Here is a 15,455-nt window from a genome sequence, read left to right as displayed (position 1 = left end):
GTCCGAACGAAGCACATGATGCGTGCTCGGTTCGGAGAGCGATCCGAGCAGCATTCTGTCGGCGCAGGCATTCTATTGGCGGACGGTGTTGGCCGGTCTGCCCGATGAGTTGGGGTTGCCCACGGATCGGTTGCGTCCGAGTGTGCAGTCCTTTGCCGGTGGGCGCGTGGAGTTTTCGATCGGTCCGGGTGTGCGTGCGGCGCTGTCGGGCATTGCTCGCGACAATGGTGCGACCGAGTTCATGGTGGTGCACGCCGCGTTGGCGTTGTTGTTGGCGCGGATCTCGGCGACCGAGGATGTCGCGATCGGCACGCCGATCGCGGGCCGGGGTGAGCGTGATCTGGACGAGTTGATCGGCATGTTCGTCAACACGTTGGTGTTGCGTACCCGGGTGGCGCCGGGTGCGACTTTCGTGGAGTTCTTGGCGCAGGTCCGGGAGACCGATCTGGGGGCTTTCGCCAACGCTGATCTGCCGTTCGAGCGGTTGGTGGAGTTGCTGCATCCGCAGCGTTCCACTGCGCGACATCCGCTGTTTCAGGTCGCGCTCTCGTTCGAGAATCTGCCCGCGATCGATGCCGAGTTGCCGGGGTTGACTCTGAGTCAGGTTGATCTGGCTGCCGAGTTCGCGAGGTTCGATCTGGAGTTGACGCTGCGCGAGTCCGGGGGCGGGGCGATGGCGGCGTCGCTGAGCTATGCGCGCGATTTGTTCGATGAGTCCACGGTTCGTGGGTTCGCGGACCGGTTCCTGTTGTTGCTCGACACCATTGTTGGACAGCCGAATACCGCGATCGGTGATATGCCGGTGTTGTCGGGTGCCGAACATGCGTTGCTCACCCACGTCCATGGCGATGACGTGATGGCGCGCGGATTCCTTGCGGATCTGCTGACTCGGGCGGTCGGCTGGGATCCGGACAAGACTGCGGTGCGTTATGCAGGTCGGTCGATCAGCTATCGGGAGTTGGACGAGTATTCGTCGCGTTTGGCTCGGGTGTTGATCGAGCGGGGCGTGGGCCCGGAGACCTTGGTGGCGTTGGCGTTGCCGCGGTCCTACGAAATGGTCGCCGCGGTATGGGCCGTGGCCAAAACCGGTGCGGCCTACGTCCCGGTCGATCCCAACTATCCGCAACAGCGAGTGCAGCACATGCTCGTCGACTCGGGCGCGGTGGTGCGGTTGACCACGGCCGAGTTCGTGATGAGCCTGCCCGATCCGGATAGTTGGCTACTCCTTGATGATTCGGGGACACGCGGATTGCTCGCGGCGGTATCGGCGGGTCCGGTCACCGATGCGGACCGGTTGCGTCCGTTGCGAATGCAGAATCCGGCTTACGTCATCTACACGTCCGGATCGACCGGCATGCCAAAGGGTGTTCCGGTCACCCACGCTGGTCTCGGTGGCGTGGTCGAAGCGGCCACGGATCTATACCACATGTCCGAGCACGGACGATTTCTGCACGTTTGTTCGCCGAGCTTCGATCCGTCTGTCCTGGAGTGGATGGCAACGTTCTGGGCCGGAGCGACTTTGGTCATCGTCCCGCCGTCGATCATCGGCGGCCCGGAGTTGGCCGATGTCCTGCGATCCGAGCGGGTGACGCACACCATCGTCACGCCTGCGGTGCTCGGCAGTGTCGACCCGACCGATATCACCGATCTCGAGGTCGTTTCTGTCGGCGGCGACGTGACTACGCCCGAGCTGCTCGCCAAGTGGGAACCCGGCCGGCGCTACTTCAACGGATATGGGCCAACCGAGACGTCGATCATCTCGTCATACGCCCGGCTGCGGCCCGGTCGGCGAATCACCATCGGAACACCGGTGCACGGCATGTCTGCAGTGGTGCTCGACGACCGGCTTCATCCGGTGCCGATCGGGGTGGCGGGCGAACTCTATCTGTCGGGCGGCGCACTCGCACGCGGCTATCACGATCGGCCCGGACAGACCGCGGGCAGATTCGTACCCAATCCATGGGGAGCGCCGGGTGCGCGGATGTATCGCACCGGAGACGTCGTGCGGTGGTTTCCCGTCGATGGTGCTCCCACTCTCGACGATCCAGGTAGTGCTCGGCTGGAACTCGAGTTTGTCGGGCGCAGCGATTTTCAGGTCAAGGTGCGCGGCTACCGCATCGAGCTCGGCGAAATCGACGCAGCGGTCGCCGCACACCCGGACGTGGACTTCGTTACGACCGTGGCGCACCACGCCGCATTCGGCGCGACCATGCTGGTCTCCTACGTCACCGCGAAGCGCGGGCGGTCGGTCGATACGAATGATCTGACCTTCTTCGTTGCCCGGACATTGCCGAGCCACATGGTGCCCGCGTCGGTGGTCGTCATCGACGCGGTTCCGCTCACGCCGGTGGGCAAGCTGGACCGTAATGCGCTGCCGGCGCCCGTATTCGAGACGCGCGAATTCCGGGCACCGAGCACACCGATCGAGCAGGCCGTCGCCGGCATCTACGCCGAAGTCCTCGGCGTCGACCGGGTGGGCGCGGATGACGACTTCTTCGAACTCGGCGGAAACTCGTTGAGCGCCACCCAGGTTGCCTCGCGGCTCGGCAGTGCGCTCGATGCCCGTGTGCCGGTTCGACTGCTGTTCGAGGCCCCCACCGTCGGAGGCCTGGCCGCCCGGTTGGAAACGCACGCCGGCAACGGCGCCCGCAAGGCGCTCGCCCCGCAGGACCGCCCCGAGCGGATTCCGTTGTCGCTCGCGCAACAGCGGATGTGGTTTCTGAATCGCTTCGACACCACCTCGACGGTGAACAACATCCCGATCGCGATCAGGATGACCGGCGACCTGGACATCGCGGCGTTGCAGATCGCCGTCATCGACGTGATCGACCGGCACGAGTCGCTGCGCACCGTCTTTCCGGATTCCCCGCTCGGCCCACAGCAGATTGTGCTCGATGCGCCGCAGAGCGTCCCCGACCTCACGCCGATACCGGTCGCCGCCGCGCAATTGCAGCAGGCGCTGATCGACTTCGCTTCCGTCGCATTCGACGTGACCCTCGAGGTCCCCCTCCACGGGCGCCTGTTCGAGCTCAGTGACGACGAGTATGTGCTCGGCCTCGTCGTGCACCACATCACGGCCGACGGCTGGTCGATGGCACCGCTCGCCCGTGACGTGATGCTCGCCTACGCCGCCCGCATCGCGTGGGAGCCCCCGGCGTGGAGCGTGCTGCCCGTGCAGTACGCGGACTTTGCGCTCTGGCACCGCGAAGTGCTCGGCTCCGAGGACGACCCGAGCTCGCTCATTTCCCAGCAGGTCGCGTTCTGGACCGACCAACTTGCCGACCTGCCCGACGAACTCACCCTCCCCGCCGACCGGCCGCGGCCTGCCGTGGCCAGCTACCAGGGCGGGACACACACCTTCGTGATCCCGTCCGGTACCCACCGGGGCTTGCTGGAAATCGCGCAGGCGCACAACGCATCGCTGTTCATGGTGATGCACACCGCGCTCGCGGCGCTGCTGGCCCGACTGTCGAATACGTCCGACGTCGCGATCGGCACACCGGTGGCCGGCCGAGGGGAAGAGGCGGTCGACGAACTCATCGGTATGTTCGTCAACACCCTGGTGTTGCGCACGCAGGTGGATTCGGGGACCAGCTTCGTCGACCTGCTGATGCAGGCCCGCGAGCGCGACCTTGCGGCCTTCGGGCATGCCGACCTGCCCTTCGAGCGGCTGGTGGAGATCCTCAACCCCTCCCGCTCCCAGGCGCGCCACCCGCTGTTCCAGGTCATGCTGACGTTCCAGAACACCCGGCCGGTCTCGTTGGACCTGCCCGGGCTGAGCGTGTCGACGATCGACTTCGACCCGAAGTTGGCGAAGTTCGACCTGCATCTGACGCTGTCCGAACTGTCGGCAACCAGCCCGGCCGGCTTCACCGCGGCTATCTCGTTCGCCACCGACCTGTTCGACGCCGCGACGATTGCGTCCTTCGCCGACCGCTTCCAACGGGTGCTGGATGCAGTTCTCACCGATCCCGGAGTCGACGTCGGCGCCATCGATCTGCTCGACGCGCGCGAACGTGCGAACGTGCTCACCGAGTGGCAAGGAACCGAGTATCCCGTCGATCCGCGGGCAACTTTGGCCTCGATGTTCGCGCGGTCCGCGGCTGGCCATAGCGACGCCGTCGCGGTTCGGTTCGGTGACGACGAGCTGACCTACGCGGAGTTCGACACGCGAGTGAACCGGCTGGCCCGCTACCTCGTCACCGCCGGGGTCGGTCCGGAATCGCTTGTCGCGCTGGGGATGCGCCGTTCGATTGATCTCGTCGTCGGCATGTACGCGGTACTGGCTGCGGGCGGTGCATACGTCCCGCTCGACCCCGACCACCCGGCCGAGCGGACCGAGTACATTGTCGCGAGCGCACGGCCGGTGTGCGTGCTCACCACCGTTGCCGACGCACATCCGCATGTGAGCGGTGTGCCGGTGGTCGAAATCGACCGGCTCGTGCTCGACGCGTTTGCCGGCGACCCACTTGTGGACGCCGAACGGCGCTCGCCGCTGCGGGCCTTCAACACTGCATATGTCATCTTCACGTCCGGATCGACCGGACGGCCCAAGGGCGTCGCCATCACGCACGCTGCGATCGTCAACCGCCTGGTGTGGATGCAATCCGAATATCGGCTCGACCACACCGACGTCGTGTTGCAGAAGACCCCGGCCACCTTCGACGTGTCCGTATGGGAGTTCTTCTGGCCCCTCCAGGTCGGCGCGGTGCTCGAGGTGGCCCGCCCCGACGGCCACCGCGATCCGGCGTACCTGTTCGACCTGATCGATCGACGCGGGGTGACGACACTCCACTTCGTGCCGTCGATGCTTGCGGTGTTCGTCGCCGAACGGGGCCGCGCGAACCTGGCGACGCTGCGACGAATATTCGCCTCCGGCGAAGCGCTGCCGAGCGCGTTGGCCGGCCAGTTGCGGGCGGTCACCTCGGCGCCGCTGCACAATCTGTACGGCCCGACCGAGGCCGCCATCGACGTCACCTACCACGCCGTCGAGCCTGCTGACATCGGTTCGGTGCCCATCGGTGCGCCGGTGTTCAACACCGCAGTGTTCGTTTTGGACTCCTGCTTGCGCCCGGTGCCGGTCGGGGTCGCGGGCGAGCTGTATCTGGCGGGCGTTCAGCTGGCCCGCGGGTACGTCGCGCGTCCGGACCTTTCGGCCGAGCGTTTCGTCGCCAATCCATATGGTGCACCCGGTGATCGGATGTACCGCACCGGCGACCTCGTCACGTGGCGCGGTGACGGTGAGCTGAAGTACCTTGGGCGCACCGACTTCCAGGTGAAGTTGCGCGGCTTGCGGATCGAACTCGGCGAGATCGAGGCCGCACTCATCGCGCAGGAGTCGATTTCCCAAGCCGCGGTCCTCGTGCGAAGCGACCCGTCGACGGGTGGGCAGTTGGTCGGCTATCTCGTCGCCGAGCGGGAGCGCGAAATCGACCTCGCGGACGTCACCGCCGACCTCGGTGCGCGGCTGCCCGTCTACATGGTTCCCGCGGCATTCGTTGTGCTCGACACGCTTCCGCTGAACTCGTCGGGAAAACTGGACCGAAAGGCGTTGCCGGCGCCGGTGTTCCAGGTGCGATCCTTCCGTGCGCCGAGCACGCCGATCGAGGAGATCGTCGCCGAGATCTGGCGTGACCTGCTCGGTGCGGAGCGGATCGGAGCCGACGACGACTTCTTCGAACTCGGCGGCAACTCGCTGATCGCGACCCAGGTCGCCGCGCGCTTGAGTGCCGAGCTGGGTCGTGACATCGGTGTTCGGGCGTTGTTCGATGCGTCGACCGTCGCGGGTCTCGCGGCCAACGTGGAGTCGAACGCCGACGCGATCAGCCGGCCGACCCTCGGCCCACGAATCCGCCCCGAGCTCGTCCCACTGTCGCCTGCGCAGCGGCGCATCTGGTTCCTCAACCGCTTGGAACCCGATTCGGCTGCCGACAACATCCCGTTCGCGGTGGAACTCCATGGACGCATCGACATTTCGGCGCTGCGTGCCGCGGTGCACGACGTCGTCGTCCGGCACGAATCGCTGCGCACGATCTACCCGTCGGACGCCGGTGTGCCGTTCCAGTCCGTCGTCCCGGCATGGACGGCCGCGGAGGAGTTCTCGGTTGCCGACGCCGTGACCGGGCCGATCAGTGGACTGTTGGCCGAGTTCGCCGCGCAGCCCTTCGACGTGACCGAGGAACTACCGATCCGCTTGCGGCTCTATACGGTCGGTGCCGACCGTTGTGTGCTCGCGATGGTCGTTCATCACATCGCGGCCGACGGCTTCTCGATGGCCCCCCTGGTTCGCGACGTGCTGACCGCCTATGTCGCCCACACGCGGTCGGAATCGCCCGCGTGGTCTCGGCTCGACGTGCAGTATGCGGATTACGCACTGTGGCAACGTGATCTGCTCGGTTCGCGCGAGGATGCGGAATCGGTAGCAGCGCAGCAGCTCTCGTTCTGGTGCGCCGCGCTCGACGGCATCGCGGACGAGCTGTCGCTCCCGTTCGACCGCCCGCGCGAGCTGGTGCGCTCCACGGACGCCGGCACGCACCGATTCGAGGTCGCCGACAGCCTCGTCGCAGGCCTGAACAGTGTTGCCGCCGAACAGGGAGCGACGCTGTTCATGGTCGTGCACGCCGCGTTCGCCGCATTGCTTTCGCGGATCAGCGGTATGTCCGACGTGGTGGTCGGGGTGCCGGTTGCTGGTCGTGGCGAGCACGCGCTGGACGACCTGATCGGCATGTTCGTCAACACCCTCGCGCTGCGCTCCGTCGTCGAGCCCGGCGCGCGTTTCGCGGACCTGCTGGCCTCGGTTCGCGAAGGCGACCTGGCCGGCTTCGCGAATGCCGACGTTCCGTTCGACTGGCTGGTCGAAACACTGAATCCGGCCCGGTCCCAGTCGCGCCACCCGATCTTCCAGGTGATGCTCGCTTTCCAGAACCTGGGCCAGATCTCCTTCGAGATGCCGGGACTCTCCGTGGCGGAGCTCCCGATCGACGCCCCGGCCGCGAAGTTCGACCTCGTCCTCACCCTGGTCGAGGAGACCGACAGCGCAGGGCGGACCCGGCTGTTGGGCCAGATGGTGTACTCGGAAGGTCTGTTCGACGCAGGGACCGTCGCGCAGATCTGCGATCAGTTCCTCCGGATGCTCGCGGCCGCGGCAGCCGATCCTGGCATCGTCGTCGGTGACGTCGACCTGCTGTCCGCGGACTCGCGGCATCGGCTGCTCGCCGAGCCGAATGAGACTGGTCACCCAGTGCCGGATGAAACGCTGGTCTCGCTGTTCGACCGCCAGGTGGTCCGTTCCCCGGAAGCGGTCGCGATCACCTCGGCTGCGGGCGAGTTGACCTATGCCGAGTTCGACGCACAGGCCAACCGGCTTGCCCGCGTGCTGATCTCGCTCGGTGTCGGCCCGGAGTCGGTCGTCGCGTTGCCGATCGCGCGTTCCGTCGATCTGATCGTCGCGACGTATGCAACGCTGAAGGCGGGCGCGGCCTATGTTCCGATCGATCCCGAGCATCCGGCCGAACGCGTCGCCTACATCATGGCCACGACCCGGCCCGATGTGGTGGTCGTGGCAGGCGACACGTCGGTGCCGACTCGCGCACGGGTGGTCGACGTCACGGAGGCGCGTTCGGCAGAACTGTCCGGCGAACCCATCCGCGACATCGAGCGGACCGCGCCGCTGTTGCCCGACAACCTCGCGTATGTGCTGTTCACCTCCGGCTCGACGGGCCGGCCCAAGGGCGTGTCGGTCAGCCACCGGTCGGTGGTGAACCAATTGCTCTGGATGCAGCAGCAATACGACCTCGGACCGCATGACGTCGTGCTGCACAAAACGCCACCGACCTTCGACGCGTCGCTGTGGGAGCAGTTCGCGACACTGTTCTCCGGCGCACGAGTCGTGGTGGCACCGCCCGACGGACACCTCGACCCCGGTTACGTGGGGGAGACGATCGAGCGCGAACGTGTGACGAAGCTGTCGTTCGTGCCCTCGCTGCTGCCGAGCTTCGCCGCGGCGTCGAACTCGTTCGACTGCGGCTCGCTCGAGCAGATTCTCGTCGGTGGCGAGCCCTTGCCGACGGCGAACGCCGAGCGGATCGCCGCTGCCACCGGAGCAACGGTGCAGAATCTTTACGGACCCACCGAATCGACGATTCAGATCACCACCGCGCAGTTCGGCCAGGCCACGATCGCCGAGTTCGGCGCTGCCACCGGTGCGTTCGTGCCGATTGGAACGCCGGTGTGGAACACGCAGGTGTACGTGCTCGACGAGCGGCTGCACCCGGTACCGCGCGGCAGTCGCGGTGAGCTCTACGTCGGCGGCGTGCAGGTGACCCGCGGGTACTACGCACAGGCCGGCCTCACTGCCGAACGGTTCGTCGCGAATCCATTCGGCAGTAACGGAAGTCGGCTGTACCGGACCGGCGACGTGGTGCGCTGGCGCGCCGACGGTGCGCTCGAGTACATCGGCAGATCGGACCTGCAGGTCAAGTTGCGCGGCCTGCGCATCGAGTTGGGCGAGATCGAACATGCGCTGCTCGCGCTCGACAAGGTCGCCGAGGCGGCCGTGGTGGTGCATCACGATCCGCGGCTCGGCGATCAACTCGTCGGCTATCTGGTTGCCGCCGACACACTCGTCGACGACAGCGGTGTGAAGAGCGCGCTGGGGCGCACCCTGCCGCGCTACATGGTGCCGGACTCCCTCGTCGTGCTGCACGCGCTGCCGCTCACGAGCAACGGCAAGCTCGATCGCGCCGCGCTGCCGGCACCGTTGCGCGCCGCGCGGGTCTTCCGCGCACCGGCCAACCCGATCGAGGAGATCGTCGCCGGTGTCTTCGCGGAAGTACTGGGCGCCGGTCGGGTCGGGCTCGACGACGACTTCTTCGAGCTCGGCGGCAACTCGCTGATCGCCACCCAGGTCGTCGCGCGCCTCGGCGCGGCACTGGAAACCCAGGTGCCCGTACGGGCCTTGTTCGAGGCACCGAACGTGGGGGTACTCGCCGCCCGGATCGAGGCCGCACCGCACGCCGAGGGTCGTCCGCCGTTGGGCCCCCGCGAACGGCCGCAGCAGATTCCGCTTGCCTTGGCGCAGCAGCGCATGTGGTTCCTGAATCGGTTCGACGCCGCCTCGGCAGTGGACAACATGCCGATCGTGCTGCGGATCAACGGGGCGGTCGACGTCGAGGCACTGCGGGCAGCGATCTACGACCTGCTCGAGCGGCACGAGGCGCTGCGCACGATGTATCCGGCCGTGGACGGAATCGGCACGCAGGTGATCGTTCCGGTCGCCGACGTCGCCGACCCCTTTGCGGTCGAGGTCGCCTCGGTCGACGGGGTGCAGTCGCGCATTCTCGATCTCGCGCTTGCCCCGTTCGACGTGACGGTGGAGATCCCGTTGCGCGCAACACTGTTGGAGCTCGGCGCGACCGAATTCGTCGTGGTCCTCGTGCTCCACCACATCAGCGCGGACGGCTTCTCGGTGCGCCCGCTGGTGCGCGACGTGATCACCGCCTACCAGAGCCGTGTCGCCCGCCTCGACCCGACCTGGCCGGGACTTGGCGTTCAGTACGCGGATTACACCCTTTGGCAGCACGAGGTTCTCGGCGCGGAATCGGACTCGCAGTCACCGATCTCGACTCAGATCGCCTACTGGACGCAGCGATTGGCCGACCTGCCCGATCAGGTCGAGTTGCCCGGCGACCGGCCACGGCCCGAGGTTGCGTCGAATCGCGGTGCGCACCACGAGTTCACGATCGACGCGGAACTACATCAGCGACTGGTCACCCTGGGTCGCGACAACTCGGCGTCGCTGTTCATGGTCGTGCACGCCGCGCTTTCCGCGTGGGTGGCGCGTGTCAGCGCAACCCGCGACATCGTGATCGGCACGCCGATCGCGGGTCGCGGGGAGAAGGTCCTCGACGACCTGATCGGCATGTTCGTCAATACGCTGGTGCTGCGCACCGACGTCGCGCCGGCATCGACCTTCGAGCAGTTGTTGGCCCAGGTACGCGCCGACGATCTGGCCGCGTTCGCCCATGCCGACGTGCCGTTCGACCGGCTGGTCGAGGCACTCAACCCGGTCCGGTCGCAGGCACACCACCCGTTGGTCCAGATCGTGCTGACCTTCCAGGCCGTCGAGGTGCCCGAGTTCACGGTGCCGGGTCTCGCGGTGCGGGTGCTCGATTTCGATCCCGGCATTGCGAAGTTCGACCTGCAGCTCACCGTCGCCGAGCATGTTTCGGGCGATACGCCGGCCGGTCTCACGGCGATGTTCACCTATGCCACAGAGCTTTTCGATCCCGAGACCATCTCGGGTTTCGCGGAGCGCTTCGTGCGGATTCTGCGTGCGGTCGTCGAGACGCCGAACGCGGCGGTGGGGGCGATCGATGTCCTCGATTCGGTCGAGCGGGTCGATGTACTCGAGCGGTGGACCTCGACGGGTCCGGGTGTGCTGCCCGATGCGACGTTGGCGGAGATGTTCGAGGCTGTGGTGGCGGCGCACGCGGACGAGACTGCGGTGCGGTTCGGGTCGGTTTCGCTGACCTACCGGGAGCTGGAGTCGCGGGCGAATCGGTTGGCGCGGTTGCTGATCGGGGCGGGTGTCGGGCCGGAGTCGTTGGTCGCAGTGGCATTGCCGCGGTCCGCGGATTTGGTGGTCGCGCTGCTGGCGGTGATCAAGGCGGGCGGCGGGTACCTGCCCGTGGATCCGGAGTATCCGGCGGATCGTATCGCTTTCATGCTGGCCGACGCGGCACCGATCTGCGTGATCGCCGAGTCCGGCAATACCGTCGAACTGCCCGCCCACCTCACGGTGGTGCCGGTCGACGGGCGCGATGCCGCGGCGGTGTCGGATGGTCCGGTCACCGACCGGGATCGGCGTGCGACGCTGCTGCCGTCGCATGTCGCTTATGTGATCTACACGTCGGGATCGACGGGGCGCCCGAAGGGCGTGCAGATTCCGCACCGCAACGTGGTGACCTTGTTCGCCAACACGGCCGACAGTTTCGGTTTCGGTGCTGGGGATGTGTGGACGATGTTCCACTCCTACGCATTCGACTTCTCGGTGTGGGAGCTGTGGGGCCCGCTGCTGTACGGCGGCACGCTGGTCGTGGTCGATTACTACACGTCGCGTTCGCCCGAGCAGTTCCTGGAATTGCTGCGCGAGCAACGCGTCACGGTGCTCAATCAGACGCCGTCGGCGTTCTATCAGCTCGCGGAGGCGGATCGGATCGCGGACCGCTCGGCGCAGCCGCTGGCGTTGCGTTATGTGGTGTTCGGCGGCGAGGCGCTGGAATTGCGGCGCCTGCGCGATTGGTACGGCCGGCACGCTGAGGATGCACCGCGGCTGGTGAATATGTACGGCATCACCGAGACCACTGTGCATGTCTCGCACCGGGAGTTGGACGAGGCGACGGTCGTGGATACGCCCGGGAGCTTGGTCGGGCGCGCGATTGCGGGTCTTCGGGTATTCGTGCTCGATGCGCGCATGGCGCCGGCGCCGGTCGGTTCGCCGGGTGAAATGTATGTCGCGGGTGCGCAATTGGCTCGCGGCTATCTTGGCCGGCCGGGTTTGACCGCGTCGCGGTTCGTGGCGAACCCGTTCGGTCCCGCGGGCACGCTGTTGTATCGATCCGGCGATGTGGCGCGCTGGAACAGAGCCGGCGATCTGGAGTACCTGGGGCGCGCCGACGATCAGGTCAAGGTCCGTGGATTCCGGATCGAGTTGGGCGAGATCGAGGCCGCTGTGCTGGCCCAGGAATCGGTCGCGCAGGTCAGCGTCATCGTGCGCGAGGACGTCGCGGGCGATCAGCGTCTCGTCGCCTACGTCGTGCCGGTTGCCGGTTCGGTGACCGACCTGGATCGGGTACGGACCGGGGTCACAGAACTGGTTCCCGCATACATGGTTCCGTCCGCGTTCGTGATCATCGACGCGATTCCGCTCACCGCCAACGGCAAGCTCGACCGTCGAGCCCTGCCGGCGCCCGTCGTCGACGCGGCGCGGTTCCGGGCGCCGACGACGCCGATCGAGGAGATCGTCGCCGGTACCTTCGCCGACGTGCTCGAGATCGAGCGAGTGGGTCTGGACGACGACTTCTTCGCCCTCGGCGGTAACTCGCTGATCGCGACGCGAGTCGCCGCGCGGCTGGGGGCTCGACTCGATGCCACCGTGTCCGTGCGCACGGTGTTCGAAGCTTCGTCGGTGGCGGGCCTGGCCCGCCGACTCGAATCACACACGCCCGGCGCCGGTAGGCGGCCGTTGGTCGCCATGCCGCGCCCGGATTTGATCCCGTTGTCGTTCGCCCAGCAACGGATGTGGTTCCTCAATCAGTACGACACGCAGTCGGCGTCCTACAACTTGCCGGTGGTGATCCGGTTGTCGGGCGAGCTCGACGTGGACGCGTTGCGTTCGGCGATCGACGACGTGATTCGTCGGCACGAGTCACTGCGGACGCGTTATCCCGAACATGGCGGGACTCCGCATCAGGTCGTGGTGCCCGCCGCCGAGGTCGATCTTCGGTTGTCGCCGGCGCAGGTGGCCGACGGCGAGTTGCACGCTGTCCTGACCGATTTCGTGTCCGCCGGGTTCGATGTCGCCCAGCAGGTGCCGTTGCGCGTCGGATTGTTCCGCGTAGGCCCGACCGAGCACGTGCTCGCGGTCGTGGCGCATCACATCGGTGCCGATGGATGGTCGATGGGGCCGCTGACCCGCGATGTGGTCTCGGCATATGTGGCGCGTTCTCGGGGCGAGGAGCCGCCGTGGACTCCGCTTCCGGTGCAGTATGCCGACTTCGCGCTGTGGCAACGCGAGGTGTTGGGGTCCGAGGACGACCCCGACAGTCTGCTGGCGGAGCAGGCGTCCTACTGGCGTTCGACGCTCACGGACTTGCCGACCGAGCTGAACCTGCCCACGGACCGTCCTCGGCCGAGCGTGCAGTCGTTCGCCGGTGGGCATGTGGATTTCGTTGTCGATGCCGGCTTGCGTTCGGCGCTGGAAGAAATCGCGCACCAGAACGGCGCGACCGTCTTCATGATTGTGCATGCGGCGCTCGCGGTCTTCCTCGGCCGGATGTCGGCCACCGACGATGTTGCGGTCGGTACGCCGATCGCTGGTCGTGGCGAGCGTGAGTTGGACGAGTTGATCGGCATGTTCGTCAACACGTTGGTGTTGCGGAGCCGGGTGCGCCCGGAATTGTCGTTCCTCGACTTCCTGCAGCAGGTTCGGGAGACCGATCTGGCGGCGTTTGCGCATGCCGATCTGCCGTTCGAGCGGCTGGTGGAGCTACTCGATCCCGAGCGCTCCACGGCGCGCCATCCGTTGTTCCAGGTGGCGTTGTCGTTCGAGAATCTGCCCACCACCGACGCGGAGTTGCCCGGCCTTTCGCTCGCGGCGGTGGACATCGCCGCCGACGTTGCGAAGTTCGATTTGCAGTTGACGTTGCGCGATGGTGCGGCCCGTGAGCTGGCGGCGTCGCTGACGTATGCGCGGGACTTGTTCGATGAGCCGACGGTGCGCGCGTTTGCCGATCGTTTCGTCTTGTTGTTGCGTTCGATCGTTTCGGCGCCGGGCGCGGCCGTTGGAGATTTGCCGGTGTTGTCGGCGGCCGAGCACGAGTTGTTGACCCATATCCATGGTGACGACGTCATGGTGCGAGGGTTGATGCCCGACGACCTGACCCGTGGTGTGCGGTTCGACCCGGACAAGACTGCAGTGCGGTATCGCGGCCGGTCCGTCGCCTACCGCGAGTTGGACGAGTACTCCTCTCGGCTGGCTCGCGTGCTTATCGACCGCGGCGTCGGCCCAGAGATCCTGGTGGCGTTGGCGTTTCCGCGAAGCTACGACATGGTGGCTGCAGTATGGGCAGTAACCAAGGCCGGTGGGGCGCACGTACCGGTGGATCCGTCGTATCCGAGCGATCGGGTGCGGCACATGCTGACCGATTCGGCCGCATCGGTTCGAATAACGGGGAGCGAGTTCGTGGCGGGGCTGCCCGAGCCCGACAGTTGGTTGGTGCTCGACGACCCGGCCACGGAGCGGTTGGTGGCGTCGAAATCCGCACAGACGGTGACCGATGCCGATCGAGTGGTGCCGCTGCGGACCCACCATCCCGCGTATGTGATCTACACGTCGGGCTCCACCGGCCTACCCAAGGGCGTGACGGTGACCCACGCCGGGCTGGGCGGGTTGGTCGAGGCAGCCACGGATCTGTATCGGATGAGTTCGTCCGGGCGGTTCCTGCACATATGTTCGCCGAGTTTCGATCCGTCGGTGTTGGAGTGGACCGCGGCGTTCTATGTGGGAGCGACGTTGGTGATCGTGCCGCCGGAGATCATCGGTGGCCCGGAGCTGGCCGAGTTGCTCGTGACCGAGCGCGTGACGCACACGATCATCACACCGGCGGTTTTGGGCACGATGGATCCGGCCGGGATCACCGACCTCGAGGTGCTTTCCGTCGGCGGTGACGTGACCACGCCGGAGTTGTTGGCCACGTGGGCGCCGGGCCGGGAGTATTTCAACGGATACGGGCCGACGGAGACGACGATCATCTCGTCGTACGCCCGGTTGGAGCCGGGGCGACACATCACCATTGGTAAGCCGGTGGCGGGCATGAGCGCGATCGTGCTCGACGCGCGCCTGCACCCGGTGCCGCCGGGCGTGGCAGGCGAGTTGTATCTGGCCGGCGGCGCGTTGGCGCGCGGCTATCACCGGCGGGGCGGGTTGACCGCGGAGCGCTTCGTGCCCAATCCGTGGGGGGCGCCGGGCGCACGGATGTACCGCACCGGGGACTTGGTGCGCTGGTATGCAGTCGACGGGGTGCACACGACGGCCGATCCGCGCCGTGCTGAGTTCGAGCTCGATTACGTGGGGCGCAGCGATTTTCAGGTCAAGGTTCGTGGTTTCCGCATCGAACTCGGTGAAATCGATGCGACGCTGAACGCACACCCGACGGTGGCATTCGCGACGACGATCGGCTACGACGGTGGTGTGGGTGGAACCTCCCTCGTGTCCTACGTTGTTGCCGCACAGGGACACTCGATCGATACGGCCGAGCTGACCGAATTCGTCGCCGCTGCGCTGCCGTCGCATATGGTGCCGTCGTCGGTGATGGCGATCGACCGTGTCCCGCTCACTCCGGTGGGCAAACTCGACCGGAAGGCGCTGCCGGCGCCGGTGTTCGCCGACGAGGTCGGGTTCCGGGCACCGCGCACACCGGTGGAGCACACGATCGCCGAGGTCTTCGCCGAGGTGCTCGGCGTCGATCGGGTCGGCATCGATGATTCGTTCTTCGCACTCGGTGGCGATAGCATCGTGTCGATTCAGCTCGTGTCGCGGGCCAAGGCGCGCGGCGTGGTGTTCAGCCCGCGCCACGTGTTCGAACGCCGGACCGTTGCGGGAATCGCGGAGGTTGCCAAGGTCGCCGAACCGGACGAGTTGGCCGCGACCGCCCTGGCCGAACTGCCGGGCGGTG

At 66.7% G+C, this 15,455-nt stretch carries 1 protein-coding gene (only partly in view); it reads left to right on the top strand.

The window, feature by feature from the left end; translation table 11 throughout:
* Nucleotides 1-22 precede the first annotated feature (22 nt).
* On the top strand, nucleotides 23-15,455 hold the beginning of the coding sequence (locus OG921_RS22220; RefSeq protein WP_266114710.1) for a non-ribosomal peptide synthase/polyketide synthase. 24,476 nt of this gene lie beyond the right edge of the window; the window shows 15,433 of its 39,909 coding nt (coding positions 1-15,433); it begins with the start codon at nucleotides 23-25; its stop codon lies off the right edge, out of view.

The sequence above is a fragment of the Aldersonia sp. NBC_00410 genome, assembly GCF_026342035.1.
In the GTDB taxonomy this organism is placed as follows: domain Bacteria; phylum Actinomycetota; class Actinomycetes; order Mycobacteriales; family Mycobacteriaceae; genus Aldersonia.
Note: the sequence above shows the minus strand (reverse complement) of the source record. Positions and strands in the feature narration are given on the sequence as shown.